Annotated in this window: 21 protein-coding genes; 9 read left to right on the forward strand and 12 right to left on the reverse strand. The window is 68.3% G+C overall.

All coding sequences use genetic code 11. The annotated features are described in order from the left end of the window. Position 1: 1 nt before the first annotated feature. From V5F84_RS05160 to ccmA, 6 genes are all read right to left on the reverse strand, one after another. Positions 2-613, reverse strand: coding sequence for a DsbE family thiol:disulfide interchange protein (locus tag V5F84_RS05160; protein ID WP_394043656.1), 612 nt, complete (start codon positions 611-613; stop codon positions 2-4). Next, positions 610-771, reverse strand: a complete 162-nt coding sequence (ccmD, locus tag V5F84_RS05165) for a heme exporter protein CcmD (protein WP_394043657.1) — start codon at positions 769-771, stop codon at positions 610-612. Before ccmD ends, V5F84_RS05160 begins: the two co-directional genes overlap by 4 nt. Continuing rightward, positions 771-1502 carry a heme ABC transporter permease gene (locus V5F84_RS05170; RefSeq protein WP_394043658.1) on the reverse strand — a complete coding sequence of 244 codons (732 nt, stop codon included), beginning with the start codon at positions 1500-1502 and terminating at the stop codon, positions 771-773. Before V5F84_RS05170 ends, ccmD begins: the two co-directional genes overlap by 1 nt. Positions 1503-1619: 117 nt before the next feature. Continuing rightward, entirely contained in the window at positions 1620-2186 is a 567-nt protein-coding gene (locus V5F84_RS05175) for a carboxymuconolactone decarboxylase family protein (RefSeq protein ID WP_394043659.1), read from the reverse strand. 110 nt (positions 2187-2296) lie between these two features. Then, on the reverse strand, positions 2297-2965 hold the full coding sequence (gene ccmB / locus V5F84_RS05180) for a heme exporter protein CcmB (RefSeq protein ID WP_394043725.1): 669 nt from the start codon (positions 2963-2965) through the stop codon (positions 2297-2299). Further along, positions 2965-3636, reverse strand: coding sequence for a heme ABC exporter ATP-binding protein CcmA (gene ccmA / locus V5F84_RS05185; RefSeq protein ID WP_394043660.1), 672 nt, complete (start codon positions 3634-3636; stop codon positions 2965-2967). The genes ccmB and ccmA overlap by 1 nt, the downstream gene beginning before the upstream one ends. A gap of 141 nt (positions 3637-3777) precedes the next feature. On the opposite strand from ccmA, the gene acnA reads away from it, so the two are divergent. The 6 genes from acnA (at position 3778) to V5F84_RS05215 (ending at position 14026) form a co-directional block, all read left to right on the forward strand. Continuing rightward, positions 3778-6480: an aconitate hydratase AcnA gene (acnA, locus tag V5F84_RS05190; RefSeq protein ID WP_394043661.1), complete on the forward strand. Its 2703-nt coding sequence runs from the start codon at positions 3778-3780 to the stop codon at positions 6478-6480. Between the two features lie 324 nt (positions 6481-6804). Beyond that, the gene (locus V5F84_RS05195; protein WP_394043662.1) at positions 6805-7596 is read left to right on the forward strand and encodes a DUF1223 domain-containing protein; all 792 of its coding nucleotides are present in this window, start codon (positions 6805-6807) and stop codon (positions 7594-7596) included. A gap of 383 nt (positions 7597-7979) precedes the next feature. Further along, the gene (locus V5F84_RS05200) at positions 7980-8336 is read left to right on the forward strand and encodes a DUF2794 domain-containing protein (RefSeq protein ID WP_394043663.1); all 357 of its coding nucleotides are present in this window, start codon (positions 7980-7982) and stop codon (positions 8334-8336) included. A gap of 93 nt (positions 8337-8429) precedes the next feature. Continuing rightward, entirely contained in the window at positions 8430-11447 is a 3018-nt protein-coding gene (gene polA / locus V5F84_RS05205; RefSeq protein ID WP_394043664.1) for a DNA polymerase I, read from the forward strand. A gap of 192 nt (positions 11448-11639) precedes the next feature. Continuing rightward, positions 11640-13136 (forward strand): siroheme synthase CysG, encoded by a 1497-nt coding sequence (gene cysG / locus V5F84_RS05210; RefSeq protein WP_394043665.1) that lies wholly within the window; start codon positions 11640-11642, stop codon positions 13134-13136. Between the two features lie 77 nt (positions 13137-13213). Next, complete coding sequence (locus V5F84_RS05215) at positions 13214-14026, forward strand: HesA/MoeB/ThiF family protein (protein ID WP_394043666.1); 813 nt, start codon at positions 13214-13216, stop codon at positions 14024-14026. A gap of 266 nt (positions 14027-14292) precedes the next feature. Here the strand turns inward: V5F84_RS05215 and V5F84_RS05220 are convergent, their stop codons facing one another. Then, positions 14293-15294, reverse strand: a complete 1002-nt coding sequence (locus V5F84_RS05220; RefSeq protein ID WP_394043667.1) for a 2-hydroxyacid dehydrogenase — start codon at positions 15292-15294, stop codon at positions 14293-14295. A 155-nt stretch (positions 15295-15449) separates the two neighbouring features. Here V5F84_RS05220 and V5F84_RS05225 point away from each other — a divergent pair, with 155 nt between their 5' ends. Beyond that, on the forward strand, positions 15450-15986 hold the full coding sequence (locus V5F84_RS05225; RefSeq protein ID WP_394043668.1) for an SH3 domain-containing protein: 537 nt from the start codon (positions 15450-15452) through the stop codon (positions 15984-15986). A 188-nt stretch (positions 15987-16174) separates the two neighbouring features. Here V5F84_RS05225 and irrA read toward each other — a convergent pair whose 3' ends face one another. Beyond that, a complete protein-coding gene (irrA, locus tag V5F84_RS05230; RefSeq protein ID WP_394043726.1) occupies positions 16175-16693 on the reverse strand; it encodes an iron response transcriptional regulator IrrA in 519 nt (172 codons plus the stop codon). 277 nt (positions 16694-16970) lie between these two features. On the opposite strand from irrA, the gene V5F84_RS05235 reads away from it, so the two are divergent. After that, positions 16971-17483: a disulfide bond formation protein B gene (locus V5F84_RS05235; protein WP_394043669.1), complete on the forward strand. Its 513-nt coding sequence runs from the start codon at positions 16971-16973 to the stop codon at positions 17481-17483. A gap of 9 nt (positions 17484-17492) precedes the next feature. On the opposite strand, the gene V5F84_RS05240 is transcribed toward V5F84_RS05235, so the two are convergent. From V5F84_RS05240 to V5F84_RS05250, 3 genes are all read right to left on the reverse strand, one after another. Further along, positions 17493-18050, reverse strand: a complete 558-nt coding sequence (locus V5F84_RS05240; RefSeq protein ID WP_348844008.1) for an HNH endonuclease — start codon at positions 18048-18050, stop codon at positions 17493-17495. A 110-nt stretch (positions 18051-18160) separates the two neighbouring features. Next, positions 18161-18814, reverse strand: a complete 654-nt coding sequence (locus V5F84_RS05245; protein WP_394043670.1) for an alpha/beta hydrolase — start codon at positions 18812-18814, stop codon at positions 18161-18163. 54 nt (positions 18815-18868) lie between these two features. After that, positions 18869-19555, reverse strand: coding sequence for a DNA-3-methyladenine glycosylase family protein (locus V5F84_RS05250; protein WP_394043671.1), 687 nt, complete (start codon positions 19553-19555; stop codon positions 18869-18871). A gap of 205 nt (positions 19556-19760) precedes the next feature. Here V5F84_RS05250 and gluQRS point away from each other — a divergent pair, with 205 nt between their 5' ends. After that, positions 19761-20636: a tRNA glutamyl-Q(34) synthetase GluQRS gene (gene gluQRS / locus V5F84_RS05255; protein ID WP_394043672.1), complete on the forward strand. Its 876-nt coding sequence runs from the start codon at positions 19761-19763 to the stop codon at positions 20634-20636. 259 nt (positions 20637-20895) lie between these two features. On the opposite strand, the gene V5F84_RS05260 is transcribed toward gluQRS, so the two are convergent. Then, positions 20896-21834 (reverse strand): AEC family transporter, encoded by a 939-nt coding sequence (locus tag V5F84_RS05260; RefSeq protein ID WP_394043673.1) that lies wholly within the window; start codon positions 21832-21834, stop codon positions 20896-20898. Between the last annotated feature and the right edge of the window lie 10 nt (positions 21835-21844).

Raw genomic sequence — 21844 nt, forward strand, 5'->3', positions numbered from 1 at the left:
CTCAGTTCGACGTGCCGGAGAGCTTCGCCACCAGCGGCAGCAGGGTGGAGCGCACCGTCTCCTCGCTGAGCGGGCCGACGAATTTGTGGGCGATGGCCCCGTCCGGCCCCACCAGGAAGGTTTCGGGGACGCCGTACACCCCCCATTCGATGGCCACACGCCCGTTGGGATCGACCCCGACCGCCGCGAACGGCAGGCCATACTGGCCGAGAAAGCGCCGGGCGTTGTCGGGCGCATCCTTGTAATTGATGCCGATCACGCGCAGGCGCGCGTCCTTGGCGAGGCCCATCAGGAGCGGATGCTCCTCCCGGCAGGGCGCGCACCAGGATGCCCACACATTCACCAGCGTGACCTTCCCCTTGAACTGGGTGCCATCGATCCCCGGGACCGGGACGCCATCGGCCACCAGGCCCGGCAGCGGCGGCAAAGCGAGGGTGGGGGCCGGTCGGCCCACCAGGGCGGAGGGGATCTGCGAGGGATCGCCGGCGAACAGGCGCACCAGGAACAAGGCGGCGAGCAGGCCGAATGCCACCACCGGCAGCAGCACCAGCAGCGGCCGCCGGCGCTTCGCGGCCGGGGCGGCTTCCGGCGTCGGGACAGGCGTTTCGCTCATGGCCGGTTCCGTTCCGAACGGCGCCGCACGCCGCGCGCCTCGAGGTCCGCCAGGGCCCTGGCCTGGGCGCGATAATCGAGCACCAGCCACAGCGTCAGCACGCCGAGGCCGAGCCCGGCGGCGCCATAAGAGGCATAGATGAATAAGGCGTGCTGCATCAGGCGGTGGCCTCCGCCGCCGCGCGGGCTTCCAGCACCTGGACGCGCCGGCGCAGGATCTCGGTGCGCATGGCGATCATGTGCAGGGTCAGGAACAGCAGGGTGAAGCCGAGGGCACAGGTGAGCAGCGGCCAGAGCAGGCTGCCGTCGATGGTGGAGCCGCCCATGCGGAACACCGAGGCCGGTTGGTGCAGCGTGTTCCACCAATCCACGGAGAATTTGACGATCGGCACGTTGATGAAGCCGACCAGGGTGAGCACCGCCGCCGCCCGTCCGGCGCGGTTGGGCTCGTCGATGGCGGCGCGCAGGGCCATCAGGCCGAGATAGAGCAGGAACAGCACCAGCACCGAGGTGAGGCGGGCGTCCCACACCCAATAGGTGCCCCACATGGGCCGCCCCCACAGGGCGCCGGTGAGCAGGCAGAGGAAGGTGAAGGTGGCGCCGATGGGCGCCGCGGCCTTGTGCGCCACGTCCGCCAGCGGATGGCGCCAGACCAATATGCCGAGGGAGGAGGCCGCCAGCATGGAATAGCCGAACATGGAGAGCCATGCGAACGGCACGTGGATATACATGATCCGCACCGTCTCGCCCTGCTGGTAGTCCGGCGGGGCGAGGAAGGCGAGGGTGAAGCCGAGCGCCAGGGCGAGCGCCGCCGCCCCCGCCGTCCAGGGAATGAGCCGGGCGGAGAGGGAGAGGAAGCGGGTCGGATTGGCGAAGTCGAGAAGCGCCATGGCTGGCGTTCTAGACCATCTCGCGACGGCAGGGGAGCGCCCCCGATGCGCGATTGTGTGAAACGGGGTGCGGCGGAATGAGCACGCCCGGCCGTCCCGGCTTTCCGATGCGGCGCGTCAGGCGCCGTCCGGCACCGGCACGTCGAAGCCGTTGAGAATGACCGAGACCAGGCAATAGAGCCCGACCAGATAGATCAGTTCGGCGGCGGCATAGTCGCCGAACGTGTCCACCGCCTGGCGGTACACTAGCTCCGGCAGGGTGCTCCCGCGCACCAGGGCGGAGGCGACGTCATAGGTCACGGCCTCCTCGCGGGTGAGGTCCACCGGGCGCTGGCCGGCGACGATGGTGGCGATCTTCTCGTCCGGCAGGCCGCGCGCCTCGGCCACCAGGATATGGGCGTAAAGCTCGTACGCCGAATGGAAATGCGCGCCCGTGACCAGGATCGCCACCTCGCGCACCGGCTTCGGCAAGGTGGGGCTGGAGGACATGGCCTTGGTCAGCTCCCACACCGGGCCGCCGAACTTGGGATAGCGCAGCCATGGGTTCCACGGGCCGATCAGCGCGCCATCGTCGGCGATCGCCTTGAAGCCCTTGAAGCTGGTCTCGATGCCGGCGCGCATGTCGTCATAGAGCGGGCGCTGCTCTTGGGAGAGGTCTGCCGGGGCGGTGAGGGGCACGCGCATGATTGAGGTCCCTTCGATGCTGGGGTTGCCGGAGTAACGCAACCGGCCGTCGCTGCGCCGCATCACGATCCCTTCAGCGCATGACGCTGTCGTGTCGCCCGGCGGCCGGTTCACCCGCGCGCGGTGCGCAGGGCCGCCGCCGCCGCGACCGGGCCGAGCACCAGCGCGAACAAGGCGAGCCCGAGCAGGATGCGGAACGGCGTGCCGAACGGCACCGGCCCGGTCACAGCGGCCCCGGTCGCCGAGACCGCGAAGATCAGCACCGGGATCGCCAGAGGCAGCACCAGGACCGCGATCAAGAGCCCGCCCCGGCGGAACGCGCCCGCGAACGCCGCGCCGATCAGGCCGAGAGAGGTCACGGCCGGCGTTCCCACCAGCAGGGTCAGGGCCACCGCGCCGATGGCGGTCGGCTCCAGATTGAGCATGAGCGCCAGCACCGGCGCCGCCACCACCAGCGGCAGGCCGGTGGCGATCCAATGGGCGAGGCCCTTGGCGGCCGCGACCAGTTCCAGCGGCAAGGCGGAATGGGTGAGGGCGTCCAGCGAGCCATCCTCCACGTCCGCCGCGAACAGGCGCTCCAGGCCGATGAGGCTGGCCAGCAGCGCGCCGATCCACAGGATCGCCGGGCCGATCCGCGCCAGCAGCACCATGTCCGGCCCGACCGCGAACGGCACGATGGTCACGACGGAGAGGAAGAACACGACGCCAAGCCCGGCCCCGCCGCCGGAGCGCAGGGCTAGCGTCATGTCGCGGCGCACCAGCGCGAAGAAGGCCGCCATCATGTCGCGGCGCCCAATCGCAGCGTGCCGACGCGCGGCCCGAGGTCCAGCGGCGCATGGGTGGCGGCGAGAATCAGGCCGCCCGAATCGAGATGATCGCGGCCGAGGGCGGCGAAGCGCGCCTGCGCGGCCGCGTCGAGCGCCGTGGTCGGCTCGTCGAGAATCCACAGGCGGCGGCGCGAGACCAGCAGGCGCGCGATGGCGAGGCGGCGCTTCTGCCCGGCGGAGAGGACGGCGGCGGGCAGGCGGCCGAGCCCCCCGAGCCCCACTTCCTCAAGCGCATCCGCCACCGGCAGGCCGGTCGCGCCGAGCATGGTGCGCCAGAAGGAAAGATTGTCGGCAACGCTCAAGGCGGCCTTCAGCGCATCGTCATGGCCCAGATAGTGCATCTCTTCCGTGTAAGGCCGCTCCGCTGCGCCCTCGGTCAAGGTGACGCGGCCGGATGTCGCGGCCAGGAGGCCGGCGACGATGCGCAGAAGGGAGGATTTGCCGGCGCCATTGCGCCCCACTACCACCAGGGCATGCCCCGCCCTTAGCTCAAAGTCGAGCTTGTCGAACAGCAGCCGCACGCCTCTTTGGCAGGCGAGGCCCCGGGCCTTCAGGACCGCGGCGGGGGTTTCCCCAGCGTGCGGGGCGGGACCCTGCGGGTGAATTTCAGATGCATCGCACATTGAACGTTCTTATCGCATGACCGCCGTTTGAAATCGCTCTATAAAGCGGCTGAACCGCACCCCTAGGTGGCCCGGCACCTCCTTAGCCCGGTCATCCGGGCGTGTCGCGTCGGTCGATCATCGAACCGGAGAAAACGCGCCGTGACTTCTTCTTCCCTCGACAGCTTCCAGTGCCGCACCACCTTGACGGTGGATGACAAGGAATACACCTACTACAGCCTTGAAGCGGCCGAGAAGAACGGGCTCCCCGGCATCTCCCGCCTGCCTTTCTCCATGAAGGTGCTGCTGGAAAACCTGCTGCGCTACGAAGACGGCCGCTCGGTCACGAAGGAAGACGTGATCTCGATCGCCGACTGGCTGACCTCGCGCGGCAAGGCCGAGAAGGAAATCGCCTATCGCCCCGCGCGCGTGCTGATGCAGGATTTCACCGGCGTGCCCGCCGTGGTGGATCTCGCCGCCATGCGCGACGCCATGGTGACGCTGGGCGGCGACCCGGCCAAGATCAACCCGCTGGTTCCCGTGGACCTCGTCATCGACCATTCGGTGATCGTCAATTTCTTCGGCACCGACAATGCGCTGAAGAAGAACGTGGATGAGGAATACAAGCAGAACCAGGAGCGCTACCGCTTCCTGAAATGGGGCCAGAGCGCGTTCGACAATTTCCGCGTCGTTCCCCCCGGCACCGGCATCTGCCACCAGGTGAACCTGGAATATCTCGCCCAGACCGTGTGGACCCGCAAGGAAGAGCTGAACGGCAAGACCGTCACGGTCGCCTATCCCGACACGCTGGTGGGCACCGACAGCCATACCACCATGGTCAACGGCCTCGGCGTGCTGGGCTGGGGCGTGGGCGGCATCGAGGCGGAAGCCGCCATGCTCGGCCAGCCCATCTCCATGCTGATCCCCGAAGTGATCGGCTTCAAGCTGGACGGCAAGCTGAAGGAAGGCATCACCGCCACCGACCTCGTGCTGACCGTCACCCAGATGCTCCGCAAGAAGGGCGTCGTGGGCAAGTTCGTGGAATTCTTCGGCCCCGGCCTGGAGCATCTCTCCCTCGCCGACCGCGCCACCATCGCCAACATGGCGCCGGAATATGGCGCCACCTGCGGCTTCTTCCCGGTGGACCGCGAGACCATCGATTATCTGGAAGAGACCGGCCGCAAGGAAAGCCGCGTGGAACTGGTGGAAGCCTATTCCAAGGCCCAGGGCATGTGGCGCAACAAGAACACGCTGGATCCCGTGTTCACCGACACGCTGGAACTCGATCTCGACACCGTGCTGCCCTCCATCGCCGGCCCCAAGCGCCCGCAGGACCGCGTGCTGCTGAGCGATGCCAAGGCCGGCTTCCTCACCGCCCTTGAGGGCGAGTTCAAGAAGCCCGGCGAAGCCGCCAAGCGCGTGGACGTGGAAGGCGCCAACTTCACCGTCGGCCATGGCGACGTGGTGATCGCCGCCATCACCTCCTGCACCAATACCTCCAACCCGAGCGTGCTGATCGGCGCCGGCCTGCTGGCCCGCAACGCGGTGAAGAAGGGCCTGAAGTCGAAGCCCTGGGTGAAGACCTCGCTGGCGCCGGGCTCGCAGGTGGTCGCCGAGTATCTCGACAAGAGCGGCCTCCAGGAAGACCTGGACAAGCTCGGCTTCAATCTGGTCGGCTTCGGCTGCACCACCTGCATCGGCAATTCCGGTCCGCTGCCGGAGGCGATTTCCGCCGCCATCAACAGCGCCGATCTGGTCGCCGCCGCCGTGCTCTCGGGCAATCGTAACTTTGAAGGCCGCGTGAACCCGGACGTGAAGGCGAACTATCTCGCCTCGCCCCCGCTGGTGGTGGCCTATGCCCTCGCGGGCTCGCTCCAGGTGGATCTCGACACCGAGCCGCTGGGCGAGGACAAGGACGGCAAGCCGGTCTATCTCAAGGACATCTGGCCCTCCAACAAGGAGATCGCCCAGTACATCCGCGAGAACGTGACCAAGAAGATGTTCAAGGAAAAATATTCCGACGTCTTCAAGGGCGACGCCCACTGGCAGAAGATCGCCATTCCCACCGGCCAGACCTATGCCTGGGAAGACGGTTCCACCTATGTGCAGAACCCGCCCTATTTCGTCGGCATCACCCCGACCCCCGAGCCGGTGAAGGACATCGTGGATGCCCGCATCCTCGGCCTGTTCCTGGACAGCATCACCACCGACCACATCTCCCCGGCCGGCTCCATCAAGGTGTCCAGCCCGGCGGGCGTGTATCTGGTGGAACACCAGGTGCGCCCGGTGGACTTCAACCAGTACGGCACCCGCCGCGGCAACCACGAAGTGATGATGCGCGGCACCTTCGCCAACATCCGCATCAAGAACCAGATGGTGCCCGGCGTGGAAGGCGGCGTGACCCTGCACCAGCCGGACGGCGCCCAGCTGCCAATCTATGACGCGGCCATGCTCTACAAGGCCGAGGGCGTTCCGCTGGTGGTGTTCGCCGGCAAGGAATACGGCACCGGCTCTTCGCGCGACTGGGCGGCCAAGGGCACCAAGCTGCTCGGCATCCGCGCCGTGATCGCCCAGTCCTTCGAGCGCATCCACCGCTCGAACCTGGTGGGCATGGGCATCGTGCCGCTGGTGTTCGAAGAGGGCACCTCCTGGCAGACGCTGGGCCTGAAGGGCGACGAGCTGATCACCCTGCGCGGCCTGGAAGGGGATCTGAAGCCCCGCCAGAAGATGACCCTCACCATCGCCTATGCCGACGGCCGCGTCGCCGATGTGGAACTGATCTGCCGCATCGATACGCTGGACGAGCTGGATTATTTCCGCTCCGGCGGCATCCTGCCCTACGTGCTGCGCCACCTCGCGGCCTGAGGGCGCGCGGTCGCGGACGCTGGAGCCCAGGCTTCGGCGAGCCGCGGCGCCCGGCAGGATCGGGACGGAGGATCGGGACAGCGAAGACAGCCGCCCGCGCACCCGCGCGGGCGGCTTTCGTTTGCCGGGCCGGGCTTACGCACGGAGCTTGTGGTCGGGCCTTGTCTTGCGGCCTTGTGGTCCGGCCCTGTCCTGGGGGCTTGCGACGGGGGGCGCGGGCGGACGGCCGGCCCCGCCGCTCTCACCGCGAATTGACTGGCATCAAGGACGGGGCGCGCCTAAGCGTGTGCCATCAAGACTTCGCCATTAGCAGGTGCCGGTGCATTGACGAGCCGCTTTTCGCTCCGCCTCTCCCTCTTCGGCATGATCGCGCTGGCCTGCGCGCTCACGGCGGGAGACGCGGGTGCGCAGCAGACCCCGGCCGCCGCCGCCGCGCCCAAGGCGGTGCTCGAATTGTTCACCAGCCAGGGCTGCGCCTCCTGCCCGCCGGCCGATGCGCTGCTCTCGGAGCTCGCCGCCGATCCCCAGGTGATCGCCCTGACGCTCGCGGTGGATTATTGGGATTATGTCGGCTGGAAGGACACCCTCGCCAAGCACGGCCATTCGGTGCGCCAGCGGGCCTATGCCGAACAGCGCGGCGACCGGATGATCTATACCCCGCAGATGGTGGTGGACGGGGTCGCCCCCGCCAAGGGCAGCGACAAGGCGGCGGTCGAGAAGGCGGTTCTGCGCGCCCATGATGCGGGCTCCACCCTGTTGGTGCCGGTGGCCCTGCGGCGTTCCGGCGAGAATCTGGTGGTGGACGTGGCCGAGGGGACGGACCCGGCCAATCCCGGCCATGTGCCGAATGCCGCCGAAGTCTGGCTCTGCCCCATCCTCAGCTCCCATACGGTCGCCATCGGCCGGGGCGAGAACCAGGGCAAGAACGTCACTTATACGAACGTGGTGCGCGCCTGGGTGAAGCTGGGCAATTGGACCGGCGGGCCGACGCACTTTTCGGTGCCGCTCAGCGAATTCTGGAACGAGGGCGTGGATGGCGCGGCCGTGCTGGTGCAGCGCGGCACGTTCCAGGCCCCGGGCCCGATCCTCGGCGCCGCGAAGATCGACCTTAAATAACCTGAGCTTACGCAACTGACGCTGCGCGTGCGAACGTCGCGGCTCAATCTGCGTTGCCCGGCGTCCTGCGTGCGGGCAATAAAAAAGGCCGCTTGCGCGGCCCTTGAAAGTTAGAAACTTGAAGGATGCGTAGCAGTGGCCGGTTCGCCTGTCACCCCGGGGGGCTGGGGGGCTGGGATAGACCGGAGCAACTGCGAACCGGCCCTGCTACGTTTGTGAATTTGCTCCCCCCGCTTGTCGAGGGCAGGGCCGAATTCCGGCGAGACTGTGATGGACGTTGACGACCCCGTGATCGTGTTTCCGCCCCTCCAGCCGGCTATTCAATCCCCTTGAACCGAGCGGCGATGACGGCGATCATGGGCCGTTCGCACCTTGGAGGTCCGATGGGAATCGTTGAACCCATACGCCCCGCCCGCGCGCCTGCGCCGACGCCCCTCGTCCCTCCCGCCCGCGTCACCTTCGACCGGCGGGAACTGGACCGCATCCTCGATCTCTACGGCCGCATGGTCGCCGCCGGCGAATGGCGCGACTATGCAATCGACTTTCTGAAGGACAAGGCGGTGTTCTCGGTCTTCCGCCGCTCGCTCGACGTGCCGCTGTACCGCATCGAGAAGGACCCCAAGCTCGCGCGCAAGCAGGGCGCCTATTGCGTGGTGTCGCAGACCGGGCTGATCCTGAAGCGCGGGCACGAATTGCCGCGCGTGCTCGCCGTGCTGGAAAAGCCGCTCGCGGCGATCTGACTCCGCTGGCCGATGCGGCCGCCGGAGGGGCCGGGAGGGTTGTCGAGGGAGAGGCGCTCGGGCATCGTGCGCGCCTTGCCATTGGATGCCCGGATGTCACACGCTCCCAGCCCGCTCAAACCCGGCGATCACGTCTTCCTGGTGGATGGATCGTCCTTCGTCTTCCGGGCCTATTTCCAGTCGATCAACCAGGACCGGAAGTATAATTTCCGCTCCGACCGGCTGCCGACGGGGGCGGTGCGTCTGTTCTGCACCAAGCTGTTCCAATTCATCCGCGAGGGCGCCATGGGCATCAAGCCCACGCACCTCGCCATCATCTTCGACAAGAGCGAAGACTCGTTCCGGCGCGAGATCTATCCCGCCTACAAGGCCAACCGCTCCGAGCCGCCACCGGAACTGATTCCCCAGTTCCCGCTGATGCGCGAGGCGGTGCGCGCGTTCGGCCTGATTCCGGTGGAGATGGCGCGCTTCGAGGCGGACGATCTGATCGCCACCTATGCCAGGCAGGCCGCCGCCGCCGGCGCCGATGTGCTGATCGTCTCCGCCGACAAGGACCTGATGCAGGTGGTGGGCGATCGGATCGGCATGTACGACCCGGCCTCGGGCGAAGCGGGCGGGCGCGGCGCCCGGCCAGAGCGGCGCATCGGCCTCGGCGAGGTGATCGAATATTTCGGCGTGCCGCCGGAGAAGGTGACCGACGTCCAGGCGCTGGCGGGCGATTCCACCGATAATGTCCCCGGCGTGCCCGGCATCGGCATCAAGACCGCCGCGACCCTGATCCAGGAATATGGCGACCTCGAAAGCCTGCTGGCGCGGGCCGGCGAGATCAAGCAGGTGAAGCGCCGGGAATCGCTGCTGAACCCGGAGAATGTGGAGAAGGCCCGCATCTCCAAGCAATTGGTGACGCTGGATTGCGCCGTGCCGGTGGAGGTGCCGCTGTCCGACCTGGTGCTGGAGCAGCCGGACGGCAAGCGCCTCATCGCCTTCCTGAAGGCCATGGAATTCACCACCATCACGCGCCGCGCCGCCGAGGCGTTCGGCGTCGACGCGGGCGCGATCGAGGCCGATCCGGCCTTGGCGCCGAGCACCACGGGCGGGCTGTTCGGCGCGGAGGAGGACGGCGCCGCGACCCCCGTCCTCGCGCCCGCGCCGGCCTCCGCGGCCTCCGCCGCCGCGAACGGCGCCACCAACGGCCGGCCGAGCGTGCTCAACCCGGCCGACCTGGTGGCGGCGCGGGTGCAGGAGGCGCGCTCCACCAAGGTGGATCGCAGCCGCTATCGCATGCTCACGGATCTGGCCGAACTCCAGGCGTGGTGTGCCCGCGCCATCGATCTGGGCTTCGTCGCCTTCGATACCGAGACCACCTCGGTGGACCCGCAGGCGGCCGACCTCGTGGGCGTGTCGCTGGCGCTGTCGCCCAACGAGGCCTGCTATATTCCGCTGGCCCATCGCGGGGCGGGCGACGGCCTGTTCGAGGAAGGATTGCTGCCGGGCCAGATCCCGTTCCAGGAGGCGCTCGCCGCCCTGAAGGGGATGCTGGAAGACCGCGGCACGCTGAAGATCGCGCACAATGCCAAATATGACGTCGCCGTGCTGGCCCGCCATGGCATCGCCGTCGCGCCGTTCGACTGCACCATGTGCATGTCCTATGCGCTGGATGCCGGCAAGGGCAACCACGGCATGGACGATCTCTCGGTGCGCCACCTCGGCCACACCCCCATCGCGTTCGCCGAGGTCGCCGGCAAGGGCAAGGGGCAGGTGACGTTCGACCGGGTCGCGCTGGAGCCGGCCACCTTCTATGCGGCGGAAGACGCCGACGTGACCCTGCGCCTGTGGCGCGTGTTCAAGCCGCGCCTCGTGGCCGATGGTATGAGCACGGTCTACGAGACACTGGAGCGGCCACTGATCCCCGTGCTGGTGCGCATGGAAGGGCGCGGCATCGCCATCGACCGGCCGATCCTTGGCCGCCTGTCCAGCGAGTTCGCCCAGGGCGCGGCGCGGATCGAGGACGAGATCGCGGAGATTCTCGGCGGCGAGCGGCTGAACATCGGCTCGCCCAAGCAGATCGGCGACGTCTTGTTCGGCCGCCTCGGCCTGCCCGGCGCCACCAAGACGCCGACCGGGGCGTGGTCCACCAAGGCCAATGTGCTGGAGGAACTGGCGGAGGCCGGCCACACCCTGCCGCAGAAGATCCTGGACTGGCGCCAGCTTGCCAAGCTGCGCTCCACCTATACCGACGCCTTGCCCAATTATGTGAATGCGCGCACGAAGCGCGTCCACACCTCCTATGCGCTCGCGGCCACCACCACCGGGCGGCTCTCCTCCTCCGAGCCGAACCTGCAGAACATCCCGATCCGCACCGAGGAAGGCCGCCGCATCCGCCGCGCCTTCGTGGCCGAGCCGGGCCGGCTGCTGGTTTCCGCCGATTATTCGCAGATCGAACTGCGGCTGCTGGCCGAGATCGCGGATATCCCGCGCCTGCGCGAGGCGTTCCAGGAGGGGCTGGACATCCATGCCATGACGGCGTCGGAAATGTTCGGCGTGCCGGTGGAGGGCATGCCCGCCGAGGTGCGGCGTCGCGCCAAGGCGATCAATTTCGGCATCATCTACGGCATCTCGGCGTTCGGCCTCGCCAACCAGCTCGGCATCGGGCGCGAGGAAGCGGGGCTCTATATCCGCCGCTATTTCGAGCGCTTTCCCGGCATCCGCGCCTATATGGACGAGACGAAAGCCTTCTGCCGCGAGCACGGCTATGTGGAGACTTTGTTCGGCCGGCGCTGCCATTATCCCGATATCGCGGCGTCCAACCCCTCGATCCGCGCCTTCAACGAGCGCGCCGCCATCAATGCCCGCCTCCAGGGGACGGCGGCGGACATCATCCGCCGCGCCATGGTGCGCATGGAGCCGGCGCTGAAGCAGGCGGGCCTTTCCGCGCAGATGCTGCTTCAGGTGCACGACGAACTGGTGTTCGAGGTGCCGGAAGCGGAGGCGCAGGCGACGCTGCCCGTGGTCAAGCACGTGATGGAGCAGGCGTCGCTGCCGGCGGTCGCGCTTGCCGTGCCGCTGAAGGTGGAGGCCCATGCCGCCGCCAATTGGGAAGAGGCGCACTGATTTTCAACGCTATTTGAATGTTGAAATGATAAAACCACATTCTTTGCGTTGAATGCGGTCCGGGCTTGGTTCATAACGCACCCAGGCGCCGCGCTTGGCAAAACCGGGCGATGGGCACAGACTGGCAGACCGAACGGCCGCAGCCCGCAGGTTCAGCGCCGCAGGTTTCCAACCCGACGGAGTTCCAAACCCATGGCCTCTGGGCCTGCCGACAAGCCATCCCTCTCCGGCCGCGCGCCCCGCGAGCGCGGCGGTGCCCGCATGGACAAGCTGGCGCGGCTGCCGGTGTTCTTCGCCCTCGCCGGCAAGCGCGTCGTGGTGGCGGGCGGCACCGAGCCCGCGGTGTGGAAGGCCGAGCTGCTCTCCGCCGCCGGGGCCCATGTGGAAGTGATCGCCGCGGCGCCTTCCGAGGAGATGCGCGCGCTCGCCCAATCCGCGCCCGATGGCCCGATCATCCTGGTGGAGCGCCCCTGGACCGAGGCGGATCTTGCCGGCGCGGCCCTCGCCATTGCCGACGCCGAGGATGAGGCGGAGGCGGAACGCTTCGCCGCCGCTGCGCGTGCCGCCGGCGTGCCGGTGAACGTCGTGGACAAGCCGGCCTTCTGCGATTTCGCCTTCGGCGCCATCGTCAATCGCTCGCCCCTGGTTGTGGGAATCTCCACCGACGGCGCCGCGCCCGTGTTCGGGCAGGCGGTGCGGGCCAAGATCGAGGCGCTCTTGCCGCCGGGTTTCAAGGCCTGGGCGCAGGCGGCGCAATCCTGGCGCGGGACGGTTTCCGCCCTCGGCCTCAGCTTTCACGGCCGTCGCCGGTTCTGGGAGCAGTTTTCCGCCCGCGCTTTGTTCGCGCCCGACCAGCCGCCGGGCGAGCAGGATCGTGCGGCCCTGCTGGCCGACGCCGAAAGCGCGCGCGCCGCGCCCGACACGGGATCGGTGGTGCTTGTGGGCGCGGGGCCGGGCGATCCCGAACTGCTGACCTTGAAGGCGGTGCGGGTGCTGCAATCCGCGGAAGTGGTGCTCTATGACGACCTGGTCTCGCCGCAGGTGCTGGATTTCGCGCGGCGCGAGGCCAAGAAGATGCTGGTGGGCAAGACCGGCTATCGCCCCTCCTGCAAGCAGGACGACATCAATGCGCTGATGGTGTCGCTGGCGAAGGAAGGCCGCCGCGTGGTGCGCCTGAAGGGCGGCGACCCCATGATCTTCGGCCGCGCGGGCGAGGAAATCACCGCCTGCCGCCTCGCCGGCATTCCGGTGGAAGTGGTGCCCGGCATCTCCTCCGCGCAGGGCGTTGCGAGCCGGCTGACCACTTCGCTCACCCATCGCGACCATGCGCGGCGCCTGCAATTCGTCACCGCCCATGCGCGCGACGGCAAGCTGCCGAAGGATCTCGATTTCAAGGCTCTCTCCGACGCCGCCGCGACCACCGTGGTCTACATGCCGCGCCGGACCTTGCCGGAACTGGTGGAAAAGCTTGCCGGCGCCGGCACGGATCTCGCCGTTCCCGCCCTCGCGGTGTTTTCCGCGACCCGGCCAGACGAACGGGTGGTGCACGCGTCGCTCGGCGGGCTTTCGGCGGCCGTGGATGCCGCCATCGAGGCCGGCGCCCAGGGACCGTGCCTCGTGCTCTATGGCTATGCGCTCAGCGAAGGCCTCGCGGCCGCCGAAACGCCGCGGGCGGCCTCGGCGCGCTGAACGGGGCCGGCCCGCACTGGGCATGCGCGCCCGATCTCCTATCTATGGATGAGGCCGGCGGGACGAGGGACAGGTGAATGGCGTTTTCCACGGACGAGATCGAGCGCTACGCCCGCCACATCGTGCTGCACGACGTGGGCGGGCCGGGCCAGCAGAAGCTGAAGGCCGCGCGGGTTCTGGTGGTGGGCGCGGGCGGGCTCGGCGCGCCGGTGCTGCTGTATCTGGCGGCGGCGGGCGTGGGCACGCTGGTGCTGGTGGACGACGACGAGGTCTCGCTCTCCAACCTTCAGCGACAGGTGATCCACCGCACGCAGGATATCGGCCGCCCCAAGGTGGAGAGCGCGCGCGATGCGGTGGCCGCTCTCAACCCCCATGTGGAAATGGTGCTGCATCAGGGGCGGCTCGACGCCGGCAACGCGCTCGATCTGATTCGCGACGTGGACGTGGTGGTGGACGGCTCGGACAATTTCGCCACCCGCTATCTGGTCTCGGACGCCTGCGTCTTGGCGGGCAAGCCGCTGGTGACGGCGGCGCTCGGCACTTTCGATGCGACGCTCACGACCCTCCGCGCCCATGAGACCGGGCCGGACGGCACGCCGAACCCGACCTATCGCTGCCTGTTCCCCGAGCCGCCGCCGCCCGGCACGGTCGCGCCCTGCGCGGAAGCCGGCGTGCTCGGCGCCCTGGCCGGGCTGGCCGGTTCGCTCGCGGCCCTGGAGGTGATCCGCGCCATCGTCGGCTTCGGCGAGGGGCTGGTGGGCAAGCTGCTGATGATCGACGCCCGCTCCATGCGCTTCGAGACTCTGAGCTATGCCTATGACCCGGAAAACCCGCTCACCGGCACGGGAACGCGCATCACCGATCTGTCGGAGCACGTGAAGGCGGCGTGAGGGGGCGGTTATTCCGGAATCCGGTCCGTCTTGATCTTGCCGCCACGAAATCCCTCTCCTCAACCTCCCCCGCAAGCGGGAGAGAGAGATCGCGGCTCTGACCGGATCGGGCAGGGGATAAGCGGCGCCATCATCAAGGACCCGCCAGGCGTCAACTCAACGCGTGGCCATGCCATCTGCTCCCTCTCCCGCTTGCGGGGGAGGGCTGGGGAGGGGGAAGTCCAAGCGATAACGAGCGGGCCAAAAGCGCCGCGCGCAGCCACTCCTCACAGCATGGAGGGCAGCACGCGGTCCGGCGGGCGGTGGCCGTCCATGAAGGTCTTGATGTTGACGATGACCTTCTCGCCCATGTCGATGCGGCCTTCCAGGGTCGCCGAACCCATGTGCGGCAGCAGCACCACCTTGCCCTGGCGGGCGAGCTTGACGAGCTTGGGGTTCACCGCCGGCTCATGCTCGAACACGTCGAGGCCCGCGCCGGCGATTTCGCCGGCTTCCAGCATGCGGGTCAAGGCGTTTTCGTCGATCACCTCGCCGCGCGCCGTGTTCACCACATAGGCGTCGGGCTTCAGCAGCTTGAGGCGGCGGGCCGAGAGCAGGTGATAGGTGGCCGGCGTGTGCGGGCAATTGACCGAGACGATGTCCATGCGGGCCAGCATCTGGTCCAGGCTGTCCCAATAGGTCGCTTCCAGCGCCTCTTCCGTGGCGGCGGGCAGGTGGCGGCGGTTGTGATAATGAATCTGCAAGCCGAACGCCTTGGCGCGGCGCGCCACAGCCTGGCCAATGCGGCCCATGCCGACGATGCCGAGGCGCTTGCCCCAGATCCGCCGGCCGAGCATCCAGGTGGGCGCCCAGCCGTTCCATTCCTCGGGGTCCGAGGTGATGATCTGCGCGCCCTCGGCCAGCCGGCGCGGCACGGCGAGAATGAGCGCCATGGTCATGTCGGCGGTGTCCTCGGTGAGGACGCCGGGGGTGTTGGTGACGGTGATGCCCCGCGCCAGGGCGCTTGCCACATCGATGTGATCGACGCCGTTGGAGAAGCTGGCGATGAGGCGGAGATTCTCGCCCGCCTGCGACATCACGGCCGAATCGATCTTGTCGGTCACGGTGGGCACGAGCACGTCCGCGGTGCGCACGGCCTCCACCAGAGCGGCATGATCCATGGGCACGTCATCGACGTTCAGACGCGCGTCAAACAGTTCGCGCATCCGCGTCTCGACCGTGTCAGGCAGCTTCCGCGTGACGACAACGAGGGGTTTGCGACGCGCCATAATCTTCCCCGTTCCCGGTTTTTTAACCCTTCTCGTCCCGTCTAGCAGACAGACGAGGAAACACAAAGGGTATGCGCGCGGCGACCCTTGACGATGTGCGGGTGCAGGCGCACTTCAGGCACGCGATTTCACTGAGCGGAGAGGATCAGCGGATCATGCAGGCGAGCAAACGTCAGTCTCTTCCGGCACGCGCGATGGCTCTCCTGCTGGTGTTGGCGGCCACCTCCTTCCTCGGCGGTGCGGCCCATGCGGCGGACGATGCCGGAAGCGGCCTGCCGGTGCCGCGTTTTGTCTCGCTGAAGGCCGACAAGGTGAATGTGCGCACCGGGCCGAACAAGGATCAGGACGTGTCCTGGATCTTCTCGCGCGCCGGCCTGCCGGTGGAAATCACCGCCGAATTCGAGACCTGGCGCCGCATCCGCGACGTGGATGGCTCGGAGGGCTGGGTCTATCACTCCATGCTCTCGGGTCGCCGCACGGCCCTGGTGTCGCCCTGGCTGAAGAGCGGCACGGCGGTGCTGCGCGCGAGCGCGGACGCCAATGCGCGGGCGACCGCGCAGCTGGAGCCGCGAGTCCTCGCCACCGTGAAATCCTGCGACGGGAAATGGTGCCGCATCACGGGCCCCGGCTTCGACGGCTTCATCGAGCAGGGCAATCTGTGGGGCGTCTATCCGGACGAAAAGGTGGAGTGAGCCCGCCTGCGGCCGGCTCCCGTCCGCCGAGGCGCCCGTCTCGCACGAAAAAGCCCCCGCGCGGGCGGGGGCTATGATTTCAAGCCGGGTTTCATCAGGCGGGATACCGGAACGCTCGGCCCGGGGCACGCGACCCCTCGGGTTCACCCCTTGGGCTCACATCACCCTTGGCGCTTGGGCCGGAGCGCTCAGCTCTTGCCGAGGGCCTTGCGGCGCAGGCGCACGACCACGTCCACGCGGGCAACCTCGAAGCCTTCCGGCGGCTCGGGCAGGCGGTCGACGCCCACATGGGCCGTGGGAATATCCACCAGCTCGTTATGGCCTTCCACATAGAAGTGGTAATGGTCCGAGGCATTGGTGTCGAAATAGGTCTTGGAGCCGTCCACCGCCACCTCGCGCAGCAGGTCCACTTCGGTGAACTGGTGCAAGGTGTTGTAGACGGTGGCGAGGGAAACCGGGAAGCGGGCGCGGATGGCTTCTTCGTGCAGCATTTCCGCCGTCACGTGGCGGTCGCCCTTGGCGAACAGCAGCCAGCCGAGGGCGAGGCGCTGCCGGGTCGGCCGCAGGCCCACCTCGCGCAGCATCTCGCGCACGTCATGGAACGGGCATCCGGTGCGACGCGTGGATGAGATATCCCGCAACTGGGCCACCGGCAGCACCGCGTCACCGTCCTCCACCGCGCCGCGAGGGGCGACGGCAGGGCTCATGAGGCTGGCTCTGAAGCGGGACATGTCGGACATCTGCGGTTCTGCACTCTTCAATGAAACATGTGGCCTTAACGACAGCGGTACAAGGCTCCGGAAGGCGCTGATCAATCTCAATAGCGGATCGCGCCGCGAATTGCCACCATTATAGATTGTAGCTGTACTAATGTAAGTCAACGACACCAATGCCTTGCTTGTGACTTGCGCCGCCGGCGCGCGCCGTTGCAAGGCTTCGCGCCGGCGGTCTTCGCGACCGCCCGCAGACATGAGGACCACGCATTTGATCGATCTGCGCGCGCCGATCACGGCCTGCCTGGTGGTATCCGCCGGCGCGGCGGCGGCCCTGGCCGCGGCCTGGTATTTCCAGCTGGTGGTGGGACTTGCCCCGTGTCCCCTGTGCCTCGACCAGCGCCTGCCCTATTACGCAGCGATACCCATCGGCCTGCTGTCGGCCTATGCCGCGCATCGCGGATGCGCCGGGCTCGCGCGGGCCGGGCTTGCGGTGCTGGCGCTGCTGATGCTGGTGGACGCGGGAATCGCCATCTTTCACGCCGGGGTGGAATGGCGCTTCTGGCAGGGGCCGACCGCCTGCACCTCGGGCACCCCCCTGGTGGTCAGCGACATTATGTCCGCCCTCAAGACCGCCCATGTGCCCCGCTGCGACGAGGCGGCCTGGCGCCTGATGGGCATCTCCATGGCCGGATGGAACGCGCTGATCGCCCTCGGGCTTGCCGGCGTCGCGCTGATCGGCCTGCGCGGCAGGGGCCCGGCGCGGCGCGCCATCGCGGCCTGAGGCCGGAGCCTACGGCTCCAGTTCGGTGTCCCAATAGAGATAGTCGAGCCAGCTCTCGTGCAGATAATTGGGCGGGAAGTGGCGGCCGTTCTGGTGCAGGTCGTGCACCGTGGGTTGGAACGGCACCTGATGGGGCCACATGCCCGAATGCGCCGGCATGTCGCTGCCCTTGCGCAGATTACACGGCGAGCACGCCGTCACCACATTGTCCCAGGTCGTCTGGCCGCCACGGGAGCGCGGAATGAGGTGATCGAAGGTGAGATCGTCGCGCGAGCCGCAATATTGGCAGGTGAAGCGGTCGCGCAGGAAAACGTTGAAGCGGGTGAAAGCCGGGTGCCGGGCGGGCTTTACGAAGGTGCGTAACGACAGCACGCTCGGAAGCCGGATCTCTATGCCCGGACTTCGCACCGCCTTGTCGTAATATTCGACGATGTTCACGCGGTCGAGGAACACCGCCTTGATGGCATCCTGCCAGCACCAGACAGACAGGGGATAGTAGCTCAGCGGACGGTAGTCCGCATTGAGCACCAGTGCCGGCCAAGCCCCAGATGGTAACGCAGCGGTCAAGGATCGAACTCCTCGCCCTCCATGGCACCGAATCAAACCAAGCCTGCCCGGTGCGCCGCGATACTCTATATTCTCCGTGTCATTCTTGTGAAGCCGTCCGGTGCATCGTCTCAGCCGGCGGCGAGCCGCTGGGCGAGGAACAGTCCGCCCTGGGCAAGGCCGCTGTCGTCGATCCCATGGCCAAGGCCATGGCTGAGATGCCACTCGACCGGAATGCCCGCGCCCGCGAGCCCGTAGGCCGATTGGAACAGGGCCTGGGCGGGAATCAATGTGTCGTCGGTGCCGTGCAGCAGCAGGATCGGCGGCGCGATGCCGCCGGCGGCTGCATCGGGCGCGCCAACCCACAGGCCGGAATAGCCCACCACGGCGGCGGGCGGCTGCGGCATGGCGAGGGCCACCGAGAGCGCCATCATGCAGCCCTGGCTGAAGCCCACCAGCGCGAGCCGGCTCGCGGGCAGGCGGGCGCGCTGCAATTCGCTTTGGATCAGGCGATGCAGGCCCGGGGCGGCATGCGCCACGCCGCGCACCATGTCGTGCGGGTCCATGTCGCCGAGCGGAAACCATTGCCGGCCCATGGGCGCGCCCTCGCAGGGGTCGGGCGCGTGGGGCGAGACGAAGGCGGTGTCCGGCAGCAGCTCCGCCCAGGCGCTGCCGAGGTCGATCAGGTCCCGCCCGTCGGCGCCGTAGCCGTGCAGCAGGATGACCAGCGAATCGGGCGCGCCGCCCGAACGGGGCGGCAGGCGGGGGCTGTCCAGGACGGGCATGGGCGGGGAGCCTCGGGTGGGACGTCCCGGGTGGGAAGCCTAGGGTGGAAAGTCTCAGGTGGGCACGCCGGCGCGGGCGCGCTTGGCGCCATAATAGGCCCAGAGCACCTGCGCCGCCACGCCGCGATAGGGCCGCCAATCCTCGGCGATCGCCCATAGACCCAGGGCCGAGGCGCGGCCGGGCAAGTCGAAGGCTTCGCCCGCGGCCACCTGCAGGGCGAGGTCGCCGTGCGGGAACGCATCGGCGCGCCCGAGGCAGAACAGGAGATAGATGTCCGCGCTCCACAGGCCGATGCCGGGCAGCTTGGTGAGATAGGCGGCTGCCGCGTCCGCCTCCATATGCGCCACCGCATGGAGATCCACCGCGCCGGACACGAGGTCGCGGGCGATGCCGGTGAGGGTGCGGATCTTCGGCGCGGAAAGCCCGGCGGCCCGCAGCTGCTCGGGCGTTGCCGCGAGCAGCGCGTCGGGGGTTGCCGGCCCGCCGAACAGGAGATCGAGGCGTGCCGAGATGGAGCGGGCGGCGGCGACCGACAATTGCTGCGCCACCACGATCGCCATCATCCCCGCGAACCCCGGGGCGCGCCGGCGCAGGGCCGGGCGGCCGGCGAAATCCACCAATGGGGCAAGGCGCGGGTCCAGGGCCAGAAGCCGGTCGAGGGCCTGGTCGAAATCCGCCTGCCGCTCAAGGCGCGGCTCCAGGGGCGATGCCGCGAGGGGGGCGGGGGAGCGGTCTGTCATGGCGCCTTGGTCCTCAAGCCATCCGCCTGCCGCGGGGCGGGCGGGATGAAATCATCGCCCTGCCCGTTTGGCCAGCGCGGGCGCCGGGCATCGCCGGCCCGTGTTCATGGGACGCGACAGGACCGCAGTCCTGCGGCATATATCCTTTCCTGGATGTCCTGCCGCTCCCCTGCGCTTCGCCTCTTCCCTGCGGTTCGCTTCTTCCATGCGGTTTACCTGCCGTTTCGCCCCCAGTCCCAATGGCCGCCTGCATCTCGGCCATGCCCTGTCCGCCTTCCTCAATGCCGAGGCGGCGGCGGAAGCGGGCGGCGATTTCCTGTTGCGCATCGAGGACATCGACGCCACCCGATCCCGCCCGGCCTTCGAGCGGGCGATCCGCGCGGATCTGGACTGGCTCGGCATTCTCCCGGCCGCCCCGCCCCGCCGGCAATCGGAGCATCTCGCCTTCTATGCCGAGGCGCTCGACCGGCTGGAGCGCGACGGGCTGCTCTATCCCACGTTCGAAAGCCGGGCCCAGATCGCCCAGGCGGTGGCGCAGAAGGAAGCCGAAGGCCCCTGGCCGCGCGATCCGGATGGGGCGCCGCTCTATCCCTTCGCGCGCGATTCCATGACTGCCGCCGCGCGTGCGCGCCTGCGCGCCGAGGGGGCCCCGTTCGTGCTGCGGCTGGACATGGCCGCCGCCCTGGCGCGGATCGGCGCGCCGCTGGCCTGGAGCGAGGCCCGCGAAACGCCGCGCGACCCGCCGGTTCTTCAGGCGGCGGACCCGGCCGCCTGGGGCGATGTGGTGGTGGCGCGCAAGGATGTGCCGGCGAGCTATCACCTCGCCGTGGTGCTGGACGATGCGGCGCAGGCCATCACCCATGTGATCCGCGGGCGCGACCTGTTCGCGGCGACCGCGGTGCACCGGGTGTTGCAGGAATTATTGGGGCTGCCGGCGCCGGTCTATCATCACCATCGCCTGGTGCTGGGGGCGGACGGCCGCAAGCTCTCGAAAAGCGAGGGGGCGGCGAGCCTGGATCATCTGCGGCAGGCGGGCGAGGGGCCGGTCGACATCCGGCGGCGGCTCGGCCTTTCTGCCTAGCCGAAACGTGCAGGAAAAACCGCGCCCATGCCCGCGTTTCCTAAAAATGTTTCACGTGAAACAATGGCTTGGCGTAGACGAACTGCGGTTTGGTGGCCCGCCTCCGCGCCTGTTTCGTGGACCAAGCCGCGATTTCGGGCGAAGCTCCTCGCATGAATTTCGGCGAGGCGGCCGGGCGGCCGATACCGCCCCCGAAACCCAAGCCTGAACCCCAAGCCCGCGCTCGCGCCGGCGCCGCTCTCGCTACACCGCGCCGCCTTCAGCCGACGCCGAGCACATAGAGCCACAGGGCGATGGTGAACAGGCCGAGCACGGTGGACAGCGAGACCGCGCTCGCGCTGGTATGCACCCCGATCCCATAGCGCTGGGCCAGCAGATAGGCGTTGATGCCGCACGGCATCGCCGCGAACAGCACCGCCACCCCCGCCCAGACCGGCGGCATGGGCAGCACCAGGGTGAGCAGATAGACCAGCAGGGGATGGATGATCAGCTTCATGAAGGAGATGAAGGTGCTCGGCCCGAGATCCCCGGAGATGCCGTAGCGGTTCAGCGCCAGCCCGAGCGAGATCAAGGCGCAGGGCGAGGCGGAGGCGGCCACGAGATCGAGGATCTGCTTGATGACGCCGGTGGTCTGGATGCCCAGCACCCGGCCGAGCCCGCCGGCATAGATGCCGATCAGGATGGGATTGAAGGCGAGCGTGCGCACGAGCCGCTTGCCCGTCGCCCAGGAGAGGCCGGAGCCGCCTTCCACCAGCACGGTCGCCGCCACCAGCATGATCGGCAGGTGGATCGCGATCAGCAGGAACAGCGGCACCGCGCCTTCCTCGCCATAGGCCTTGAGGATCAGCGGCACGCCGAGAAAGACCGTATTGGCCTGGCCGGCGGAAAATCCGTGGATCACCGCCTCCGTATGGCTGCGGTGGAACACGTAGCGCGCCACCAGCATGGCGATGCCGAACGCGACGAAGGCGCCGGTGAAATAGGCGATCCAATAGCCCCACGGCTGAGCATCCGGCATCTTGGATTCGCTCAGCGTCTTGAAGATCAGGATCGGCACCGACAGGCCGAACACATATTCGGCCAGGCCGTCGGAGGCCTTGTCCGATATCAGCCGGGTCTTCGCGGCGGCAAATCCCATCGCCACGATGCCGAACACCGGCAGGATGACGACGGCGATATCGGCGATGATGCTGCCCATGCCCGGTCCG

It is taken from the genome of Roseixanthobacter liquoris (assembly GCF_043195135.2).
Classification (GTDB): Bacteria; Pseudomonadota; Alphaproteobacteria; order Rhizobiales; family Xanthobacteraceae; genus NCEH01.